This window comes from Streptosporangium sp. NPDC002607, assembly GCF_053592655.1.
On sequence record NZ_JBSFWD010000051.1, the window covers coordinates 1 to 16,825 of the forward strand.

The 16,825-nt window shown below is 66.8% G+C and carries 16 protein-coding genes and 1 pseudogene; 8 read left to right on the forward strand and 9 right to left on the reverse strand.

Going from position 1 to position 16,825, the window contains the following annotated elements:
* Positions 1 to 266: ATP-binding protein (locus tag ACWD3H_RS38070; protein WP_451958442.1), on the reverse strand; the 266-nt coding region annotated here is incomplete at its 3' end.
* Entirely contained in the window at positions 263 to 556 is a 294-nt protein-coding gene (locus ACWD3H_RS38075) for a hypothetical protein (RefSeq protein WP_451958443.1), read from the reverse strand. The genes ACWD3H_RS38075 and ACWD3H_RS38070, both read right to left, overlap by 4 nt.
* A 230-nt stretch (positions 557 to 786) precedes the next feature.
* Here ACWD3H_RS38075 and ACWD3H_RS38080 point away from each other — a divergent pair, with 230 nt between their 5' ends.
* The 5 genes from ACWD3H_RS38080 (at position 787) to ACWD3H_RS38100 (ending at position 3,607) form a co-directional block, all read left to right on the forward strand.
* Positions 787 to 1,644: a helix-turn-helix domain-containing protein gene (locus ACWD3H_RS38080; protein WP_451958444.1), complete on the forward strand. Its 858-nt coding sequence runs from the start codon at positions 787 to 789 to the stop codon at positions 1,642 to 1,644.
* Between the two features lie 19 nt (positions 1,645 to 1,663).
* Positions 1,664 to 1,882 (forward strand): DUF397 domain-containing protein, encoded by a 219-nt coding sequence (locus tag ACWD3H_RS38085; protein WP_451958445.1) that lies wholly within the window; start codon positions 1,664 to 1,666, stop codon positions 1,880 to 1,882.
* A gap of 45 nt (positions 1,883 to 1,927) precedes the next feature.
* Positions 1,928 to 2,233 (forward strand): DUF397 domain-containing protein, encoded by a 306-nt coding sequence (locus ACWD3H_RS38090; protein ID WP_451958446.1) that lies wholly within the window; start codon positions 1,928 to 1,930, stop codon positions 2,231 to 2,233.
* A 302-nt stretch (positions 2,234 to 2,535) separates the two neighbouring features.
* Positions 2,536 to 3,189: a DUF433 domain-containing protein gene (locus ACWD3H_RS38095; RefSeq protein ID WP_451958447.1), complete on the forward strand. Its 654-nt coding sequence runs from the start codon at positions 2,536 to 2,538 to the stop codon at positions 3,187 to 3,189.
* Positions 3,170 to 3,607 carry a DUF5615 family PIN-like protein gene (locus tag ACWD3H_RS38100; protein ID WP_451958448.1) on the forward strand — a complete coding sequence of 146 codons (438 nt, stop codon included), beginning with the start codon at positions 3,170 to 3,172 and terminating at the stop codon, positions 3,605 to 3,607. Before ACWD3H_RS38095 ends, ACWD3H_RS38100 begins: the two co-directional genes overlap by 20 nt.
* A 149-nt stretch (positions 3,608 to 3,756) precedes the next feature.
* Here ACWD3H_RS38100 and ACWD3H_RS38105 read toward each other — a convergent pair whose 3' ends face one another.
* The 6 genes from ACWD3H_RS38105 to ACWD3H_RS38130 form a co-directional block, all read right to left on the reverse strand.
* Positions 3,757 to 4,932, reverse strand: coding sequence for a type I restriction enzyme endonuclease domain-containing protein (locus ACWD3H_RS38105; protein WP_451958449.1), 1,176 nt, complete (start codon positions 4,930 to 4,932; stop codon positions 3,757 to 3,759).
* Between the two features lie 280 nt (positions 4,933 to 5,212).
* Positions 5,213 to 8,143 carry a M20/M25/M40 family metallo-hydrolase gene (locus ACWD3H_RS38110; protein ID WP_451958480.1) on the reverse strand — a complete coding sequence of 977 codons (2,931 nt, stop codon included), beginning with the start codon at positions 8,141 to 8,143 and terminating at the stop codon, positions 5,213 to 5,215.
* Between the two features lie 761 nt (positions 8,144 to 8,904).
* The gene (locus ACWD3H_RS38115) at positions 8,905 to 9,555 is read right to left on the reverse strand and encodes a 4'-phosphopantetheinyl transferase family protein (protein WP_355562387.1); all 651 of its coding nucleotides are present in this window, start codon (positions 9,553 to 9,555) and stop codon (positions 8,905 to 8,907) included.
* Entirely contained in the window at positions 9,552 to 10,391 is an 840-nt protein-coding gene (locus ACWD3H_RS38120) for a metallophosphoesterase family protein (RefSeq protein ID WP_451958450.1), read from the reverse strand. Before ACWD3H_RS38120 ends, ACWD3H_RS38115 begins: the two co-directional genes overlap by 4 nt.
* 246 nt (positions 10,392 to 10,637) lie before the next feature.
* Positions 10,638 to 11,690, reverse strand: a complete 1,053-nt coding sequence (locus ACWD3H_RS38125; RefSeq protein ID WP_451958451.1) for an acyltransferase family protein — start codon at positions 11,688 to 11,690, stop codon at positions 10,638 to 10,640.
* Positions 11,691 to 12,019: 329 nt separating this feature from the next.
* Positions 12,020 to 12,658, reverse strand: coding sequence for a TetR/AcrR family transcriptional regulator (locus tag ACWD3H_RS38130; RefSeq protein ID WP_355562379.1), 639 nt, complete (start codon positions 12,656 to 12,658; stop codon positions 12,020 to 12,022).
* A 251-nt stretch (positions 12,659 to 12,909) separates the two neighbouring features.
* On the opposite strand from ACWD3H_RS38130, the gene ACWD3H_RS38135 reads away from it, so the two are divergent.
* Positions 12,910 to 14,016: a M4 family metallopeptidase gene (locus ACWD3H_RS38135; RefSeq protein ID WP_451958452.1), complete on the forward strand. Its 1,107-nt coding sequence runs from the start codon at positions 12,910 to 12,912 to the stop codon at positions 14,014 to 14,016.
* A 10-nt stretch (positions 14,017 to 14,026) separates the two neighbouring features.
* A complete protein-coding gene (locus ACWD3H_RS38140) occupies positions 14,027 to 14,347 on the forward strand; it encodes a protealysin inhibitor emfourin (protein WP_451958453.1) in 321 nt (106 codons plus the stop codon).
* Positions 14,348 to 14,488: 141 nt separating this feature from the next.
* Here the strand turns inward: ACWD3H_RS38140 and tnpA are convergent.
* Positions 14,489 to 14,746: pseudogene (gene tnpA / locus ACWD3H_RS38145) on the reverse strand (IS200/IS605 family transposase); the annotation flags it as partial.
* A gap of 285 nt (positions 14,747 to 15,031) precedes the next feature.
* Between tnpA and ACWD3H_RS38150 the strand changes: the two are divergent.
* Positions 15,032 to 16,756, forward strand: a complete 1,725-nt coding sequence (locus tag ACWD3H_RS38150; protein ID WP_451958454.1) for a S8 family serine peptidase — start codon at positions 15,032 to 15,034, stop codon at positions 16,754 to 16,756.
* The last annotated feature ends 69 nt before the right edge of the window (positions 16,757 to 16,825 follow it).

Here is a 16,825-nt window from a genome sequence, read left to right on the forward strand (position 1 = left end):
GTTGATCCGGCGTCGATGACGTCGATGTGGAGCGTTCCATTGTGGTTCGCGACGGCGACGGAGACGGAGACCCGGCCGTCGGGGTGACGGCCAGAATCGGAGTGGCGTACCGCGTTGGTGAAGAGTTCGGTGACCAGCAGCAGCGCGTCGTCGGTCTGCTTGTGGTCGATGCGGTCCAGCAGGTCGCGGACGTAGCGGCGGGCCAGCGGGACGGACTCCACCTCGGCCGGAAGGTCGGCCCGCCCCAGCGGCTCCGGCGCCCTCACCGTGTTACCTCCAGAAGTCGCTCCGCCGCCATCCGCATCCTGCTCCGGCCCCGCCGGTCGCCTTCGAGCCGGTCGTGGTCCGCTCGGGCGGAGGTCCGCTCCCAGGTGAACACCGAGGTGCGGCCCCGCTGTGCGGTGGCGACCCTCGACCGCCCAGGCGGTACGAAGATCTCCACACTCGGTCGGCGGCCGGGCGAGAGCCGGACCACGGAGTCGAACCCGAGATCGTTCAACTCCCAGGCCAACTCCAGCAACTCACCGCCCCACCCTTGAAGATCGCGTACCTTCATCTTCTTGCCATCCCTCCGTCGGTCCTGAAGCCGTTCGGCGTTGGACGTGATGGGCTTGCGGCTTACGCGGAACGGGCTGCAAAGCCTGTGACTGCGACGTACCATCACTCTCAGTGAGTGAGCACGTGCTAAATCTGCACCTGCAAATCTGAACCTGCAAGCACTTTCGCACAACCAGTTAAAGATTCATTACGATGTGTGATCAAACAGGTGTCTTGGGAGGGAGACTCATGGCCAGCTTCTCGCCGACCGTCCGCCATCGACGATTGCTGCAGGAGTTGCGGCAGCTCCGCACTGCGGCCGGCCTCAAGCAGGAGGAAGTGGCTGATCATCTGAACTGGTCGACGTCGAGGATGACCAAAGTGGAAGGGGGGACGCTGCGTATCTCCGTCAACGACGTCCGTGCAATGTTGCAGCTCTACGGACTCCGTGAGGGCGCCGGGTACGAAGCGCTCGTCCAGCTGGCAAAACAGGCGAAGGAGCGAGGGTGGTGGCATGCCTACAGCGATGTAATCCCGCAGTGGTTCCAGGTCTACGTAGGACTGGAAGCGGAGGCGTCGTCACTCCGTAACTACGAACCCGAACTCGTTCACGGGCTCTTCCAGACCGAAGACTACGCTCGCGCCATCTACCAGGCGGCACGGGTGACCGATGCACCCGACGAGATAGAGCGGCACGTCAGCTTGCGCATGGCCCGTCAGGATGTCATCACTCGATCCGAGCAGCCCATGAACTTCTGGGCGGTCGTGAACGAGGCCGCTCTACGCCGCCGCGTCGGTGGTACCCGCGTCATGAAAGAACAGCTCCAGCGCCTCGCGGACATTTCGGCTCAGCCCAATGTGACCATCCAGGTCCTGCCGTATGCCATCGGCGCGCATGCGGCGATGCTCGGATCGTTCGCCATCCTGTCCTTCTCCGAGGGAGCGAGCGAAGTCACCTACCTGGAGTACGTAACCGGCAGTCTCTATCTGGAGAAGGCCGAGGAGATTCAGGCATATACGCTGGCATATGACCACTTGCGTGCTTCGGCTCTCGATCCCCGGGATTCAATCGATATGATCACGAAGCTCGCAAGAGAAGATCTCTAAGCGCTGAAAGGGGATCAAAATGTCCCACGAAGACCTGTCTCGAGCGGTCTGGCGAAAGAGCAGTCGTAGTGGCGGGAACGGTGGCAGTTGTGTCGAAGTGGCCTCTTTGAACGGAGGGCGCGTAGGTGTTCGTGACAGCAAGGACCGGAGCGGGCCGGCACTGATTTTCACCTCCACTGAGTGGCAGACCTTCATCGGCGGCATCAAGGGCGGCGAGTTTGGCAATCCGGCCAGCTGATCACAATCGATGATCAGATTGGTTGTCCTTACGAAGGAGGGCGAAATGTCCGCATTGAGCCTATCTCGGGTAACGTGGCGAAAGAGCTCGCGCAGCGGGAACGGCCAAAACTGCGTCGAGGTCGGCGTCTGGCAGAAGAGCTCCCTCAGCGGCAACGGCCAAAACTGTGTGGAAGTCGCCCTTGCTGACAGCCCCCAGGCCGAAGCCGAGCCCAGGCCGGACGCCGGTCGGCTCGTCCTGATCCGTGACTCCAAGGACCCCGAGGGGCCGGTGTTGGCCTTCACTCCTGGCGAGTGGGACACCTTCATCGCCGGCATCAAGCGCGGCTCCCTCGCGGATCTGGCCGTCTGACGGTCTGTCCGCAGCGCTGGCCATGGTCGTCTTGGACCGTCGAAGCACTGTCGGCTGCACCGCTGTGAAGAGTGCTGTTCCTGAGAGGGAGCGGCACCATGCTTGTGGCAGGTTTCGGGGCGGTGCGTTATCGACCGGCAGGCTCGGGTGAGCGTCGGTGCCCTCAGGGTGACATCCGCGTTCCGTCGGAAGTTTCTGAAACGGTGGAGGCGAAGCCGCATAGTGCCTGACCTGCTCGGCAAGATTTGCGATGATGTCCCGGGCAGAGGCTCGGATCATGGAGTGGGGGAGGGGGTGCGGTGATGGCGTTCGATCCGAAACTGGCGGCGGCGCTGTCGGGCGCCACGCTCCGTCAGCTCGCCCACTGGCGCAAGACCGGCGTCAACCGTGGCGCGGTGCTGATCCCGGAGATCTCCAGCACCCGGCCCGTTCTCTACTCCTTCCGCGATGTGGTGGCGTTGCGAACCTGCGTCAAGCTGCGCAACGACGCCTCACTGCAGAAGATCAGGCGGGCGCTCGACACCCTCCGCGGCGATTTGCAGGAGCACGATCACCTCTCGTCGTACACGCTGGTCGCCGACGGCGGCAGCATCTACCTGGCCGAGTCCGAGCAGGCGGTCGACCTGGTGCGCAGAAAGGCCAACGTGGTCATCCACGAGATGGTCGACGTCCTGCAGCCGTTCTACCGCGACGGCAGGCACATCCCGCCGCTGCTAAGGCCTCGCGCGCATGTGACGGTGAATCCGGCGGTTCGCGGCGGAGTGCCGGTGATCGAGGGCACCCGCGTCCCCTATGACGAGGTCGCCGCCCTCCTTCGAGACGGGCTCCCCCCGGAGCGGATCTCCGAGTACTACCCGAGCGTCACCCCTACGGCGGCCCTGGATGCCGCCGACTTCGCCGACTACGTCAACAGCTACGATCCCCCCAAGGAACCACGTGAGGCTGCTGCTGGATGAGAACGTGTCCCGGCCGCTTCACCAGGCCATCACCGCCTTCGTTCTGGGGCATGAGATCGTCCATCTGCTGGATCTCGACCGCTGGTCCGGGACCCGGGACGAGAACCTCTACCCCCGAGCGGTGGCCGAGGGATTCCACGTCATCCTGACCAACGACGCCCGGCAGATGCAGCGCCCCCGAGAGGTCGAGGCGATCGCCGCTTCCGGGCTGCACCGGATCGAATACCCACACAAGCACCCCGGCATGATCGCCACCGTCGCCGCCGGACTGCCCGCTGCCTTGAATCTCCTCACCGGGGCGGACGGGCAGCGCCTGGTGACCTTACGCGGCATCGACCCGACCCAAGCCAGTCGCCTGCGCGTCGTCGATCCCGCTGCCGCTCCGCCCAAGTACTGGCCGAAGCCGTCCCAGGAGTAACACTTTGATCGAATGGACCGATCCGTGGCGGAGCACGCATCTGTCATTTTTCATTGCGGTTGCCTGATCACTTCTGGGGGGCAGGCTGGGCGTCGCTCCGGCGGGGCAGTCGGAGCGATTTTCGTGGACGGACCCGGTGAAGATTCGCACTATGCGGTCGGGGCCCACTCGGTGGCGAAGGTTTCCATCTGCTTGAGGACGAGGTCCACGGCCGCGCGTTCCTCGTCCGGAGGATAGTCGAACCTTGTGAGCAGGCGTCGGATGCGGTTGCGGAGCTTAGCGCGTACCGGCTCGCGGGAGAGCCAGTCGACGGTCAGGTTCTTGCGGATGTCGGCGACCAGCGCGCGGGCGATCTGCGCGAGGGTGTCATCGCCCATCAGGGCCTTCGCCAGGCCGTGGTTGGCCACCGCGTCGTAGAAGGCCAGCTCGGCGTGGTTGAGCGGAGGGTCGAAGCGCTCACCGCGCCGGGCTTCCGCGGAGACCTCCTTGGCCATGGCGGCCAGCTCGGCGATCATTTCGGCGCTGCTGAGCTGCTGCCGCATATAGCGGATCATCAGGTCTTCGAGCTTCTCGGCGAAGCTCTCCCGGCGGATGATGTTATGCCGGGTCACCTCGCGCATCTTTTGCTCGATCAACCGGCGTAGCGCCTCGGCCGTCAGGTGCGGGGTCTCGGTGTTCTGGAGCTCACGCAGATGTTCACCGTTGAGATTGGTGATGTCGAGGTTGCCGAGGCCGGCGCCGTCGTAGCCGGAATCGGCCAGCGTGGGAAGCCCGTTGGCGGCGGCTTTGTACAGTGCCCCCAGGACGTGTTCGCGCGCCGCGACCAAGTCGTGGACCGACCCGGGCTCGACGTCGGAAACCCACAGCGGCAGGCCGTGCGGTGCCGACAGCGCCTGGATGTTGCCGCCGTGGTGGCGGGCCTTTCCGGAGTACCACACGTCGATCGGTTCGCCTTTGACGCTGATGGTCTTTTCTCGGCAGCGGTCGGTGGCGATGACGGTGCCGTCCAGGATCACGTGGGTGAGGCCCTCATCGGTGGCGCGCCACAATGCCTGGTGCAGGTCGGGCGCCTGATCGGCTAAGACGTCGATGACCTCGTCGATGTAGCGGTAGGCGGTGGCGCGGGAGATGCCGTGGTCGCGGCCGAGGGCGGCCCGGTCGGTGCGGTCGCGAAACCAGCGCAGTCCCATCACCGCCTGTGCGAAACAGGTCAGCGCCCGAGAACCCTTGCGGGCGCCCAATCGGCGGTGTTCGGCAGCCAGGAGCGTGGAGAGGTGGCAAACCAGCTCCCGTGGGACGTCGAGCGTGGCACGATAGGTGATCACGTGGGGCTTTCTGGACTGAAGAAGACTTGTGGTGAGACCTCTTCTACCGAAAGCTCCACGCCTATTTCACCGGCATCGCGATCCATCCCGGTTCCTGTCGCAGTACCACTCTGGCGACATCAAATCCCAACTGTCCGGATCGATCCTGCTGAGATCACCTCAATGGCTCCACTCCGTTGTCAATGTGCCTCGCACCCCGGCGGCCGCAAACCCCGAGTCGAGGCATCCTGCCACCGCGCATGCCCTCTCGTGCGCGCGCTGAACTTCCGGTTCACACGCGTCACACGATGGAGATCGACCGCACCTGGGTGTTTCCCTTGGTTTCGACGTATACCTTGTAATCGCCGACGGTGTAAGTGCCGGCAGCGTTGTTGTTGATGGTGAACGTGGCCGTCACAGGAGACTCGCTGCCGTCGATGTGGGTCTGCTTCACCGTGATGGTCAACTCGTTCTTGTTGCCCTTCAACTTCTTCACCACCGCCGACGGCTTGGCATCGATGACCGCGTTGGCGACTGTCACGTAGACCGCGTCGGGCGAAGAGAACTCCGCGTTCTTGTGCCCATCACCGAACAGGAAGAAGCCCCGTTGTTCGATGGCTCCGCGCCCGGGGAACGGATCTGGGTTTGAGGCCAAGTACGTCGGATTGACCGTGTACAGGTCCGTCTTGGAATCCGCGAGGATGGCCTGCACCCCGGCGTACGGGGCATCGGTGATCGCGAGGTTGACCGACAGGTAGATGGCGTCGGGGTTGTTGGCCGAGATGCGCGAGGAGAAGTACTTGTCCGCACTCTGCCCCGCAGGAACGGCCAGCGGCACAACCGCGTCGTCGACGAGAATGTTGAACTGGAAGTCGCCGTAGCCGCCGGCCACGAACTTCGCCCAAGCCGCGTCCGACATGTAGTCGGGGCGCTCCACCTTGAACTCCAAGCGCATCGGCGACACGTATGTGGTGTTCAGGTACTCGGTGTCGGTCAGGGGCAAGTAGACCCCTCCCGGGGCGTGCCCCAGCGCGAAAGCCGAGGCCGTCGGAGTCGAGTTGCCGCGCCCGTTCCACATCGGGATGTTGAACGAGGTGGCGCCGAGCAGGGCCTGGGTGCCCAACTGGCTCGTGCCGACAGCGGCCGACGCGTCCTTGTAGGTTCCGATCGTGACGTCGAGCAGGTCGAGGTCCGCCCGGTCGGAGTTCAGCCCCGGGATGCTTGCCCACATGAACTTGGCACCGGCGGGCCCGGAGTACCTGGCCATCTCCAGCATGCCATCGGCCATCATCTTGGTCATCTGCACTGCCGAGTCGACCTTCATCCGCTCGTTGGCCGTGTGCCACCAGCGCTCGTTACCCGGGATCACCGCGCCGAAGGCGGTCATCTTATTGCGGAAGTTGCTGGCCAGGGTGCCGCCGGTCGTGCCCTGCGGATAGACCACGTCCCTGAGGGAATATGGATCCGCAAACTTCTCCGGGTTGCGGTTGATCGAGGCTTGGTAGCTCCCGAACTGAAGAGCCGTCAGCGGGTTGTCGTGAGTGACGTACAACCCGGCGCCGACGGGCGAGCCGAGGTTGCCGATGGTGAACCCCTTCGCCTGGAAGGCGGCCGTGACCGCCGTCGTTGCCTGGCTGGAGTCAGTCGCGGTGACGTGCATGCTGCGCACATACATCGGCATGCTGAGGCTGCCGGAGGCGTCCGTGTAAAAGCTCGTCGGGGTCTCCGAATTGATGCCTCCCATGAGGGCAAAGGTCAGGTTCGGGGTGCCGTTGCTCGGGTTGCGCAACAGGCTCGCCGGGATGCCCATGTACTTGCCGATATAGGCTTCGCCTTCGACACCGTCGCGGAAGAACAGGTCGGCGATGCCGTCGGCGGCTTTCTTCAATTGCATGTCGGCGGCCGTGGTTCCCAGTGCGCCGAGTCCCTTGGAGAGGAGGAACATCCCCCACACGACGGCATTCTTGCCGTACTGCGGGGTCGGCATCTCCATCGCCACATCGGTGTTGATCTCCAGCGTGAGCGAGTCGCCGGTGATCATGGTCTGCACCTTGGGGGTGGTGCGGGGAGCAGCCGGGAGCCAACCCTTCGTGGTCGCGGCGGCGGTGATCGCCGCTACGAATCGGTCGCGCTCGGCGGAGCCGGCCCCCGCCACGTCGAGGGTGAAGATTGCCCGGGAGGCGATCTGCGTGGTGCTGCCGTAGGCGATGTCCTTGAGCGTCGGATCGCCTTCACGCAGGGTGACGCCGGCTGTGGCATCCGTCAGCCGGAAGGCCTTGGTGCTGTCTGCGGACAAGCTCATCGACACCGACGGGGTCACCGATCCGGAGTTGCCGACGATGACCGGGAACCGCGAGTCGGAGGTGTAGGCCGCGATCGGGACCTCCTCCCGGTTGAGGTTCTTGTAGGCCCAGTTGTCGTAGAAGCTCGGGTTCGAGTTGTACGGGATGGACTGGAAGGTGGCGGTGTTCGTCGTCGAGGGCGTGCCGGGACCGCCGTCTTCGTAGATTCCCATGACGATGCGGATGCGTCGGTCGAGGGGCAACCCCGCCTCGAGCAGCGCCTTGGCCGCGAGCAGCGTCGCCAGCGTCGGGCCGCTGTCGTCCTGCACGCCCGCCCCGTAGACCCAGCCGTCCTGGACATAGGGCGAGTGGTACGCACCAGGAGTGCCGAGGTTGCCATCGGCGTTCCGCCAGCGCGCCAGCTGGGCTGGCGAAACGGAAGCCGTCGGCGAGTCGAGGTGGCTCAACGCCATGACCATCTCCGGGGCGTCCGGGTCACCGATCTCCGCGTAGACGTACTTGTCGGGCTGGCGTTGGACGACCACCGGGAAACCCAGGTCGGTGGCCAGCTTGACCACCCAGGCGAGCTTGGCGACCTTGCGGTCGTACTCGTTCTGGTTGGCTTCGGTGTTGCTGACCGGGAAGGGGTACGCCGTCGCGGCCGTGCCGCCTCGGGAGATGGAGTCGTAGCTCGACCCGTCCAGCATCGCCCCGATCAGACTGAGCGGGTCGTAGGTGCCGTCCCCCGCCCGCGCGCTGTTGACGCGTCCAGCCAACGCCTCGACTTCCGCGTGGATCGCGTCGCGCTCGGCGTCGGTCACCGACAGATCGTAGGTGACACTCGGCTGGAAGCGCTCCTCGCCGAAGCTGGTCGCGGACGCGTTAGCCACTACACCCATGGACAGGAGCAATGACATGCCAAGTGTCAGTGCAAGAGGCTTCTTCCGCATCACCGTGATCTCCCTGAATGGTCAGACCCAAAAAACGTAGGATGATCTTCGTTGTACGCGAGACCCTTTCAGGCTCTTCCCAAGCTTGTCAATGAGGTGATCTCGTGCGCCCAGTAGAACTGGAGGTGGAGCCGTGACATAGCGGCTGATCTGCATGTTCGTAAGCTCGTCGTCGCTTGCCGGTGAAAGTCCGGTCCGGGTAGCTGCCAGGAGGCCCGGTAGCAGGCTGGCGGCTTCGTCTGGAAAAGGGCGGGGTCGAAGCCCAGCGTCAAAAGCCCTGTAAGGGGGAGCGACGATGCGGTCCGTAGCATGACGCGAAGCCTGCGGCGTCGTTACTCAGCCGTCTTCGGACGGGACAAGGGAGAGCCGAGCCCCTCGAGATCGGGGTGAAGGCCATGGAAGCGGCGAAGAGCCTGGGAATTGCAGCCGCGAAGAACTCCCCGGCGTATGGGGCGCGGAACGTATCGATAGTGACGGCGGGAACTGGGGAGGCCCTCCCCGGCCCGGTGACCCGCGGAAGGTGTTACCGGAGCGTGGCGTCCTATAACCGGTCGACGCCGGGAAGTGGATTGCCGGCCGGGTGGGCGTCGGAGGCGGCCGTAGTACTGCTTGAGCCGACCGGACAACATAACCGGTGGTGAGGGAAGGGCCGCTACTTCGTCGATGCATATTGAGGTGGAGGAGGGGCTCGGTGAGTGCCGTTTTGGCTATTCCCGCCGCCGTGGGGCCGCGTGTTCCGCGTGATCCGGTCCGCGCCTTGGTCAGGGCGCCGGCCGGTCCGGTACGGCGATGGAGGTCACCACCAGGCCGTCGGCCACCAGCCAGCGGCCGGTGAAGCCGGTCAGTTCCCGGCCCGCCACCAGGGGGCCGGGGACGAGCAGGCGGGCGGTGAACGTACCGGACGGGTCGAAGGTGAGACGGGCCTCCTCGAAGCCGAGCCAGCGCCTGGCCAGCGGGAACCACGCCTTGTAGACGCTCTCCTTGGCGCTGAACAGCAGCCGGTCCCAGTGCACGCCGCCGTCGAGCCGCGCGATCGCCGCCCGCTCCTCGTCCAGGGAGACCGCGTCCAGGACGCCGTCGGGGAGCGGCTCGTGGGGTTCGGCGTCGATGCCGACGGTCAGCGCGTCACGGGAGACGGCAGCGGCGCGATACCCGGCACAGTGGGTGATGGCGCCCACCACCCCGCCGGGCCATCCCGGAGCGCCGCGCTCGCCGGGCAGGATCGGCGCCGGCGGCAGCCCGATGCGGGCCAGGGCCTGGCGGGCGCAGTGGCGCGCGGTGGTGAACTCGCGTCGCCGCTTGTCCACCGCGCGGGCGATGACCGCCTCCTCCTCGGGGAACAGCGTCACGCCCGGCGGGTCGTCGAAGGATTCCGCGCTCGCCACCCACGGCGGCAGGATCTTCTCGATCATGCGGCGGGCTGCGGGCTGGGCAGGATGCGCCGTAGCCGGCCGGGCTTGGTGGAGCGGGGACGCCATTCGCGCGGGTAGCCCAACGAGACCTCCTCGAAGCGGACCCCGTCGTGCCAGGTGGTCCGGGGGATGTGCAGGTGACCGTAGACGACGGTGGCGGCGTCGAAGCGCAGGTGCCAGTCGGCGGTGCGCTCGGTGCCGCACCAGATCGCGAACTCCGGGTGGCGCAGGATCAGGGTGGGCTCGCGCACCAGCGGATAGTGGTTGACCAGCACCGTCGGCACGCCGGGCGGCCTGGCCTCCAGACGTTGCTCGGTCTCGGCGATCCTGTCCTCGCACCACGCGTCCCTGGTCGGATACGGGTCGGGGTGCAGCAGCATCTCGTCGGTGCAGACCACGCCCTTGTCGTACGCGCGGGCCAGCGCCTCCTCCTTCGTCGCCACGCCGGGCATCCGGAAGGTGTAGTCGTACAGCACGAACAGCGGGGCGACGGTGACCGGGCCACCGGGCCCACTCCAGGTCGGGTACGGGTCCTCCGGCGTGACCACCCCCAGGTTCCGGCACACCTCGACCAGGTGCCGGTAGCGCTCCTCGCCGCGCAGCCGGACGGGGTCGCTGGGATGGGTCCACAGCTCGTGGTTGCCGGGCGCCCAGACCACCTTCTCGAACCGGTCGGCGAGCAGTCCCAGGGCCCACGCGACGTCGGAGACCTTCTCCGAGACGTCCCCGGCGACCAGCAGCCAGTCGGAGGCGGAGGTGGGCCGCAACTCCTCGACGATGCGCCGGTTCTCCTGGTAGCCGATGTGCAGGTCGCTGATGGCCAGCAGTGACGTCATGTGCGTGTTGTCCCCCGCGAACCGGCGCCTTCCATCGGCGCCCCCGGTGTTCCCTCGTCCTCAAGCATCGCCGCCTCCGTCCTGCCCGCTCCCCGGGCGCGGTCACGAATCTGTGATCGCCGAGCAAAAGAACCTTCTCACGATCACGCCCGGAGGCGCACTCCACCCTGCCTCGTCACCGCCGGCCGGAGCGCGAGCGCACACGATGACGGTCCGCCTCCAGCGGTGGTCCTTCTCGCCGGGCGATCACTTCAGGCCGAACAGGATCCTGATCGGCGGGATTCTGCGGATGACGTCGTAGGTCGCGATACTCAGGAAGAGGGAGACGAGCATGATGATCAGGAAGGGGACGATACCCCGATCGGTGACCTGTAGAACGTGATAGCCGACGATGACCAGGTAGGTCTGGTGCAGGATGTAGACCGGGAAAGCAGCCGGATTGAAGTAGGAAACCAGCCTCGATCTCCGGTCGAGATACCGTTTTCCGTATCCGAGTATCGCCAGCAGGCTCGCCCAGTACGTGAGGAAGTGCCAGATCGTGAAGACCATCCCCGACTGGCCGCCGATGGTGAATATCTCCAGAAGGATGCCGGCGCTTCCGACGACGGCGGTGCCGAGATGGATCCTCCGGTGCTTCTCGATCGCGGTGGTGATCCTGTCGTCCGTCGCCATGAAGAAGCCCAGGATGAAATAGGCGGCGTAGACGAAGATGTTCTTGCCGCTGATGTCGGGCAGGGCGGACAGGAGGGCCAGGCCGGCGAACGGCAGTATGACGAGGGCAGGGTTGCCGAGCCACGCCGGAGAGTAGTGGTTCCTGATCGCTGCGGCCATCACCGGTAGCAGGGCGATCGATATGAGGAACAGGAACAGGATGAACCAGAGATGCGCCGGTGAGATCCCGCCCGCGTACTCCGACCAGTCGGAGAAGTCGGTGAAGTAGTTTTTCAGGAAGTCCAGATAGCTTTCCCGCTGGTCGCGGTGGAACCGCTTCGCGAAATAGGCCTGCGGAGGAACGATGACCAGGACGCCGAAGACGAACGGCACCATCAGTCGCAGATGACGTTCCTTCAGATAGTTTTTCGTGGATCTGTTCCGCAGCGCGTGCAGGCTGGACATGCCCGAGAGGAGGAAGAGCAGTGGCATGAACCAGAAAGATAAATGCACGAGAATCGATGGGAAAGTGCTCGCCGCGCCCTTGATGTAGAACGGTGATATATCATCGAATATGCGTGCCGTGTGGTAGGGGAACAGAAAAAGGATCGCACCGTTTCTCAACCAGTCGATATAGTTTTTCCGCATGATGATGGGATCCTCGGTCGATGGATGGGCGGTCGCCCGGGGTGTCGCGCCGGGACGTCCCGGGCGACCGCGTTCGCTGTCAGAAGGCCGCTCGGGGGGCGCTTAGAAGGCCTCGCGCGCGAAGAAGGCCGCTCGGGCGGCATGGGGTGGGAGGTTTCGCGCCCAGCCGGAAGCCGCTCGGGCGGCATGGTCACGGCTCGCGGCGCGGCGCCGTGAGCCCCCCGCTGCGCCCCCCGCTGCGCCTCCGGCTCGCGTGGGGGCGGTGACATGGCAGGCCACCGTGCGCCCGCCGGGGCGTGGCCGCGGGTGGCGGCGGGTGGCGGCGGGTGTCAGTCTTCCGGCGGAAGGGCGATCAATCCGGCGAGTACGGTGGAAAGGGCCTGCTCCATCAGGTCGGCGCTGATCGCCTCGGGGTCGGCGAGGTGCTCCATCGACAGGCCGTTGCTCAGGCAGTGCAGGATCAACGCGGCCAGCTCGGGGGCGACGGCCATCTTGATGCCGCCGCGTTCGGTGATCCTGGCGATCGAGCGGGCCGCTGTCTCTCGCTGGGCGCGGCGCAGCGGGGTTACGATCTTCCTGGTCTGCTCGTCACGGGCGGCGCGGGCCGCGAATTCCAGTCCGAGCTGCCCTCGTTCGGTGTCGTCGGCGATTCGCCGTGCTACCAGCCGGGCGGCTCGGCCGGCCGCCGCCGCCGGGGTGTCGGTGTCGGCGACCTCACCCATCACCGTGGCGTACTCGCTGTCGGCGCGCTCACGCAGGATGGCTCCGAAAAGCTCCTGCTTACTGCCGAAGTTCGAGTAGACGGCGCCCTTGGTGAAGCCGGCGGCGTGGGCGATGTCCTCCAGCTTGCTGTCGGTGTAGCCGCGCTCGGCGAAGACCTGCGCGGCCGCGGTCAGCAACCGGCGGCGCACCTCCTCGCGCGGTGTGCGCGGGATCGGCTCCGGTGTACGCCTCTCGGTGTCCGTCATGTCGACCAACGTAGCATACTCATGGGTATCGAGTACTCATGGGTATCGAAATTGAGAGGCTGGCGGGGCGGGACGGAAAAGGAGTGGTGACGGATCGCGGGAGCGTGGACCAGTGCAGGACCCGTTACGGCTCCGAGGAGGATGGAGTGCCGCTTCGCGGGTTCAACCACTCCGAACCAGGCGTTCCTAACTTCGCGGGTGAGTATGGCGATACTCGTGCGCTCACCAAGAACGGTGATGATTCTTGGCGTATGACTACCTTCGACAGCATGCCAGCGTGCTGCATCGCGCCCCCCGACCTGCTCGAGGCGGTCGCCGAGCAGGGCACCCCCGAGGAGCGGGAGGCGGCGCTCCGGACCCTGACCGCATCGGAGACCTCCCGGGCGCAGCGCGCGTCGGTCACCGGCGCGCTGAGCCGGCTCACCCTCACCATCGCCGACGTGGCGCCCGCCCCCGGCATGGTACGTACCGTCTACGACGCGGAGAACGGCGGCGACTTCGACCTTCCCGGGAAGAAGAGGCGGGGGGAGGGCGATCCGCCGTTCGGTGACGCGGCGGTCGACGAGGCGTACGACGGGGCGGGGGCCACCTACGACTTCTACCGGACCGTCTTCGGGCGCGACAGCATCGACGGGCGGGGGCTGGAGATCGTCTCCTCGGTCCACTACGGGAACGACTACGACAACGCCGCCTGGATCGGCTTCCAGATGATCTACGGTGACGGCAGCGGGCAGATCTTCAACAAGGGGTCCCTCACCAAGGCCGTGGACATCGTCGCCCACGAACTTACTCACGGCATCACCCAGTTCACCGCGCACCTGGTCTACAGCAAGCAGTCCGGGGCGCTCAACGAGTCGTTCTCCGACGTCTTCGGGTCCCTCGTCAAGCAGTACGGCCTCGGGCAGAGCGCGGAGCAGGCCGACTGGCTGATCGGCGAGGGCATCCTGGGCAGCGCCCTGCGTGGGACGGCCCTGCGGTCGCTGAAGGCGCCGGGGACCGCCTGGTCGACCCCCACGGGCGGCCGTGACCGCCAGCCCGCGCACATGCGCGACTACCTGGACCTGCCCGACGACGGCAACCCCGCCAACGACCACGGAGGCGTCCACCTCAACTCCGGCATCCCCAACCACGCCTTCTACCTCGCCGCCACCGCCATCGGCGGCAACGCCTGGGAACGCGCCGGCCGGATCTGGTACGTCACCCTCACCGAGCGGCTCCGGCCGCGCTCCGACTTCCGGCAGGCCGCGGAGGCGACGGTGGAGGTGGCGGGGGAACTGTTCGGCGCCGACGGCGACGAGCAGCGCAAGGTACGCGCCGCCTGGCAACAGGTCGGGGTTCTCCAGGCGGGGCCGGTTTAGGATCGTGCCCATGAAAGTGTCGATCGTCCGGGGTGGCGGCATCGCCGGTCTGGTCACGACCACCACGGTCGACTCGGTGTCGCTGGCGCCGCAGCAGGTCGCCGAGCTGCGCTCCAGGGTGGAGCGGGCCGGGCTGTCCGATGCGCCGGAGCGCTCCGGCGCCTCCGGCGGGCAGCCCGACCGCTTCGACTACGAGCTGACCGTCGAGGACGGCGGCCGGGCGCACACGGTGCGCGCCGGCGAGGGCGACCTTTCCGGCCCGATCCGCGCGCTCATCTCGTACGTGACCTCGCTGCCGGGCAGGCAGGAGCGGGTCGGCCCGCCCGGCTGACCTCGCTCGGGCGCCGGAGGGAGTGTCACGCCGAGCGGGTGCGACCCGTTCCGGTGATGTCCGGACGGGCCGCACCGCAGAGTCGCCACCGGAATGCAGGCCAGTGCTCAAGCCTTCAGACCGGGGGAAGGCCAGGGAGTCGACCAGCTTGGACACGGCGATCTTGGGTGGGAAGTTCACCAGCAGGTAGACGTGGCCGTCTGCGCCGTTGAACTCGGCCAACGCGGCCTCGAAGTCGGCGCACACCGCCCGCATGATCTCTTCCATCCGCATCAGGTGCTCGCCGGTGAACACCCGGTCCCGGAACCTCGTCACGAAAACCAAGTGAGCGCGGAGGGGGGCGCCGTTCTCGTCCGGCGGTCTGCCTGCGCCGGAGACCTCGGCCGCATGGAAGGCCACGCGGGTCGCGAATCGGATTCCGCGCCGAATTCCGCCACCGATGATGCCTCATCCACTTTTGAATGGGTTTCACGGAGTGAAACTCCATGCCCTCGTTGGTTTTGGAGCGGGAATCCCCACGTGGGGGTTCGGTGATGGCATGATTCGCCGATGTGTGCAGGTCGCAGCGGCAGTGGGATTTGTGGCGTTTGTTGGATCAATTTCAGCAAATGGCTATGCGCCCGGATTGCCGGTGCGGGTGAAGTCGCATTTGCGGGGGGTCCTTTGACGATATTGGAGGTAAATGTGAAACGGGTCATCATCGCCGTGGCCGTCACCGCCCTCGCGGCAGCCGCGCCGATGCCCCGGGCGCAGGCCCGGCGGGTGATCGCCGAACCGGGCGCGGAGGTCGAGTACGTCGTGCTGTACACCGAGGGCGCGCGTCCCGCCGACGCCCAGCGGGTCATCAGGGCGGCGGGCGGAAGCATCCTCAAGGAGAACGCCGCGGTCGGCGTCGCCACCGTCACGACGAGGAACACCCGCTTCGCCGAGGCGGTGCGCGACGCCGACGCGATCGACGACATCGCCCACAACCGGTCCATCGGCAGCGTGCCCACGACCGCCAGGGGAGTCGCGGGCCGCGCGACGGTTCAGGCCAGGGCGGTGGAGAAGGCCGGTGACGGCGCCCCCGCCGCCTCCACCTTCGGCGGGGCCGCCTCCACCGCGGAGCCGCTGTCGGAGCTGCAGTGGGACATGAAGCAGATCCACGCGACGGTGGACGGCTCCTACCGGCACCAGCAGGGCGACCCGGGCGTGCTGGTCGGTGTCATCGACACCGGCGTGGACGGCTCCCACCCCGACATCGCGCCGAACTTCAACCGCGAGCTGAGCCGCAACTTCACCGTCGACATCCCCGTCGACGCCGACGGCAACGAGGTCGACGGCCCGTGCGCGGCCGAACCGGACCACTCCTGTAACGACCCGGCGGACGTCGACGAGAACGACCACGGCACGCACGTGGCGTCGTCGATCGCCTCGCCGGTCAACGGGCTCGGCGTCTCGGGTGCGGCTCCCAAGGTCTCGATCGTGAACCTGCGGGCCGGGCAGGACTCCGGCTTCTTCTTCCTGCAGCCCAGCGTCGACGCGCTGACCTACGCCGCCGACATCGGCGTCGATGTGGTCAACATGAGCTACTACATCGACCCGTGGCTGTTCAACTGCGTCGACAACCCGGCGGACTCCCCGGCCGAGCGGCTGGAGCAGGCCACGATCATCAAGGCCGCCCAGCGGGCGCTCACCTACGCCTACAACAGGGGCGTGACCCTGGTGTCCGCGGCGGGCAACGGCGCCACCGACTACACCAAGGAGCTCGCCGACGGCTCCAGTCCCGACTTCGTCGGCTCCCCCGGCGAGCGGCCCCGCCCGCGCACGATCCCGCCGAGCTGCGTCTCCATGCCCAGCGAGGGCAGGCACGTGATCTCGGTCTCCTCGACCGGGGTCAGCGGGCGCAAGGCGTACTACTCCGACTACGGCGACGGTCACGTCGACGTGGCCGCCCCGGGGGGTGACGTCTACGACACCGGGGACGGCACCCGCGACGTCACCAGGGCGACGCTGGCGGCCTACCCCGAGGCGCTGGCCAGGCAACGCGGTCAGCTCAACCCCGACGGCACGCCCAACGTCACCAGCGTGGTCCGCAGCTGCCGGGGCCAGGTCTGCGCCTACTACCAGTATCTTCAGGGCACCTCGATGGCCTCGCCGCGCGCCGCCGGGGTGGCCGCGCTGATCGTCGCCAGGTTCGGCCGGCCCGACCGGGTGCACGGCGGCAAGACGCTGCATCCCGCCGTGGTGGAGATGGTGCTCAAGGGCACCGCGACCAGGACGGCCTGCCCCGTCCCGGCCGCCCACACCTACACCAGGCACCTGCCGACCGGCGGCACGGCGACCGCGACGCACACGTGCGAGGGAGGCGGTCCGAGTAACGGCTTCTACGGCTACGGGATCGTCGACGCCCTGCGGGCGGTGCGCTGACCCGGGCCGGCTGCCCGGCCGCCGTCACGGCGGTGGCCGGGGCGCTCTCACCGTGCGGAAGGGGAGGCG

Bases quoted from the DNA above. Each gene is read 5' to 3' on its own strand.
- ACWD3H_RS38075 (WP_451958443.1), bottom strand. From the start codon at position 556: ATGAAGGTACGCGATCTTCAAGGGTGGGGCGGTGAGTTGCTGGAGTTG.
- ACWD3H_RS38135 (WP_451958452.1), top strand. From the start codon at position 12,910: ATGACTACCTTCGACAGCATGCCAGCGTGCTGCATCGCGCCCCCCGAC.
- ACWD3H_RS38120 (WP_451958450.1), bottom strand. From the start codon at position 10,391: ATGACGTCACTGCTGGCCATCAGCGACCTGCACATCGGCTACCAGGAG.
- ACWD3H_RS38085 (WP_451958445.1), top strand. From the start codon at position 1,664: ATGTCCCACGAAGACCTGTCTCGAGCGGTCTGGCGAAAGAGCAGTCGT.
- ACWD3H_RS38125 (WP_451958451.1), bottom strand. From the start codon at position 11,690: ATGCGGAAAAACTATATCGACTGGTTGAGAAACGGTGCGATCCTTTTT.
- ACWD3H_RS38090 (WP_451958446.1), top strand. From the start codon at position 1,928: ATGTCCGCATTGAGCCTATCTCGGGTAACGTGGCGAAAGAGCTCGCGC.
- ACWD3H_RS38130 (WP_355562379.1), bottom strand. From the start codon at position 12,658: ATGACGGACACCGAGAGGCGTACACCGGAGCCGATCCCGCGCACACCG.
- ACWD3H_RS38110 (WP_451958480.1), bottom strand. From the start codon at position 8,143: ATGCGGAAGAAGCCTCTTGCACTGACACTTGGCATGTCATTGCTCCTG.
- ACWD3H_RS38115 (WP_355562387.1), bottom strand. From the start codon at position 9,555: ATGATCGAGAAGATCCTGCCGCCGTGGGTGGCGAGCGCGGAATCCTTC.
- ACWD3H_RS38080 (WP_451958444.1), top strand. From the start codon at position 787: ATGGCCAGCTTCTCGCCGACCGTCCGCCATCGACGATTGCTGCAGGAG.
- ACWD3H_RS38095 (WP_451958447.1), top strand. From the start codon at position 2,536: ATGGCGTTCGATCCGAAACTGGCGGCGGCGCTGTCGGGCGCCACGCTC.
- ACWD3H_RS38140 (WP_451958453.1), top strand. From the start codon at position 14,027: ATGAAAGTGTCGATCGTCCGGGGTGGCGGCATCGCCGGTCTGGTCACG.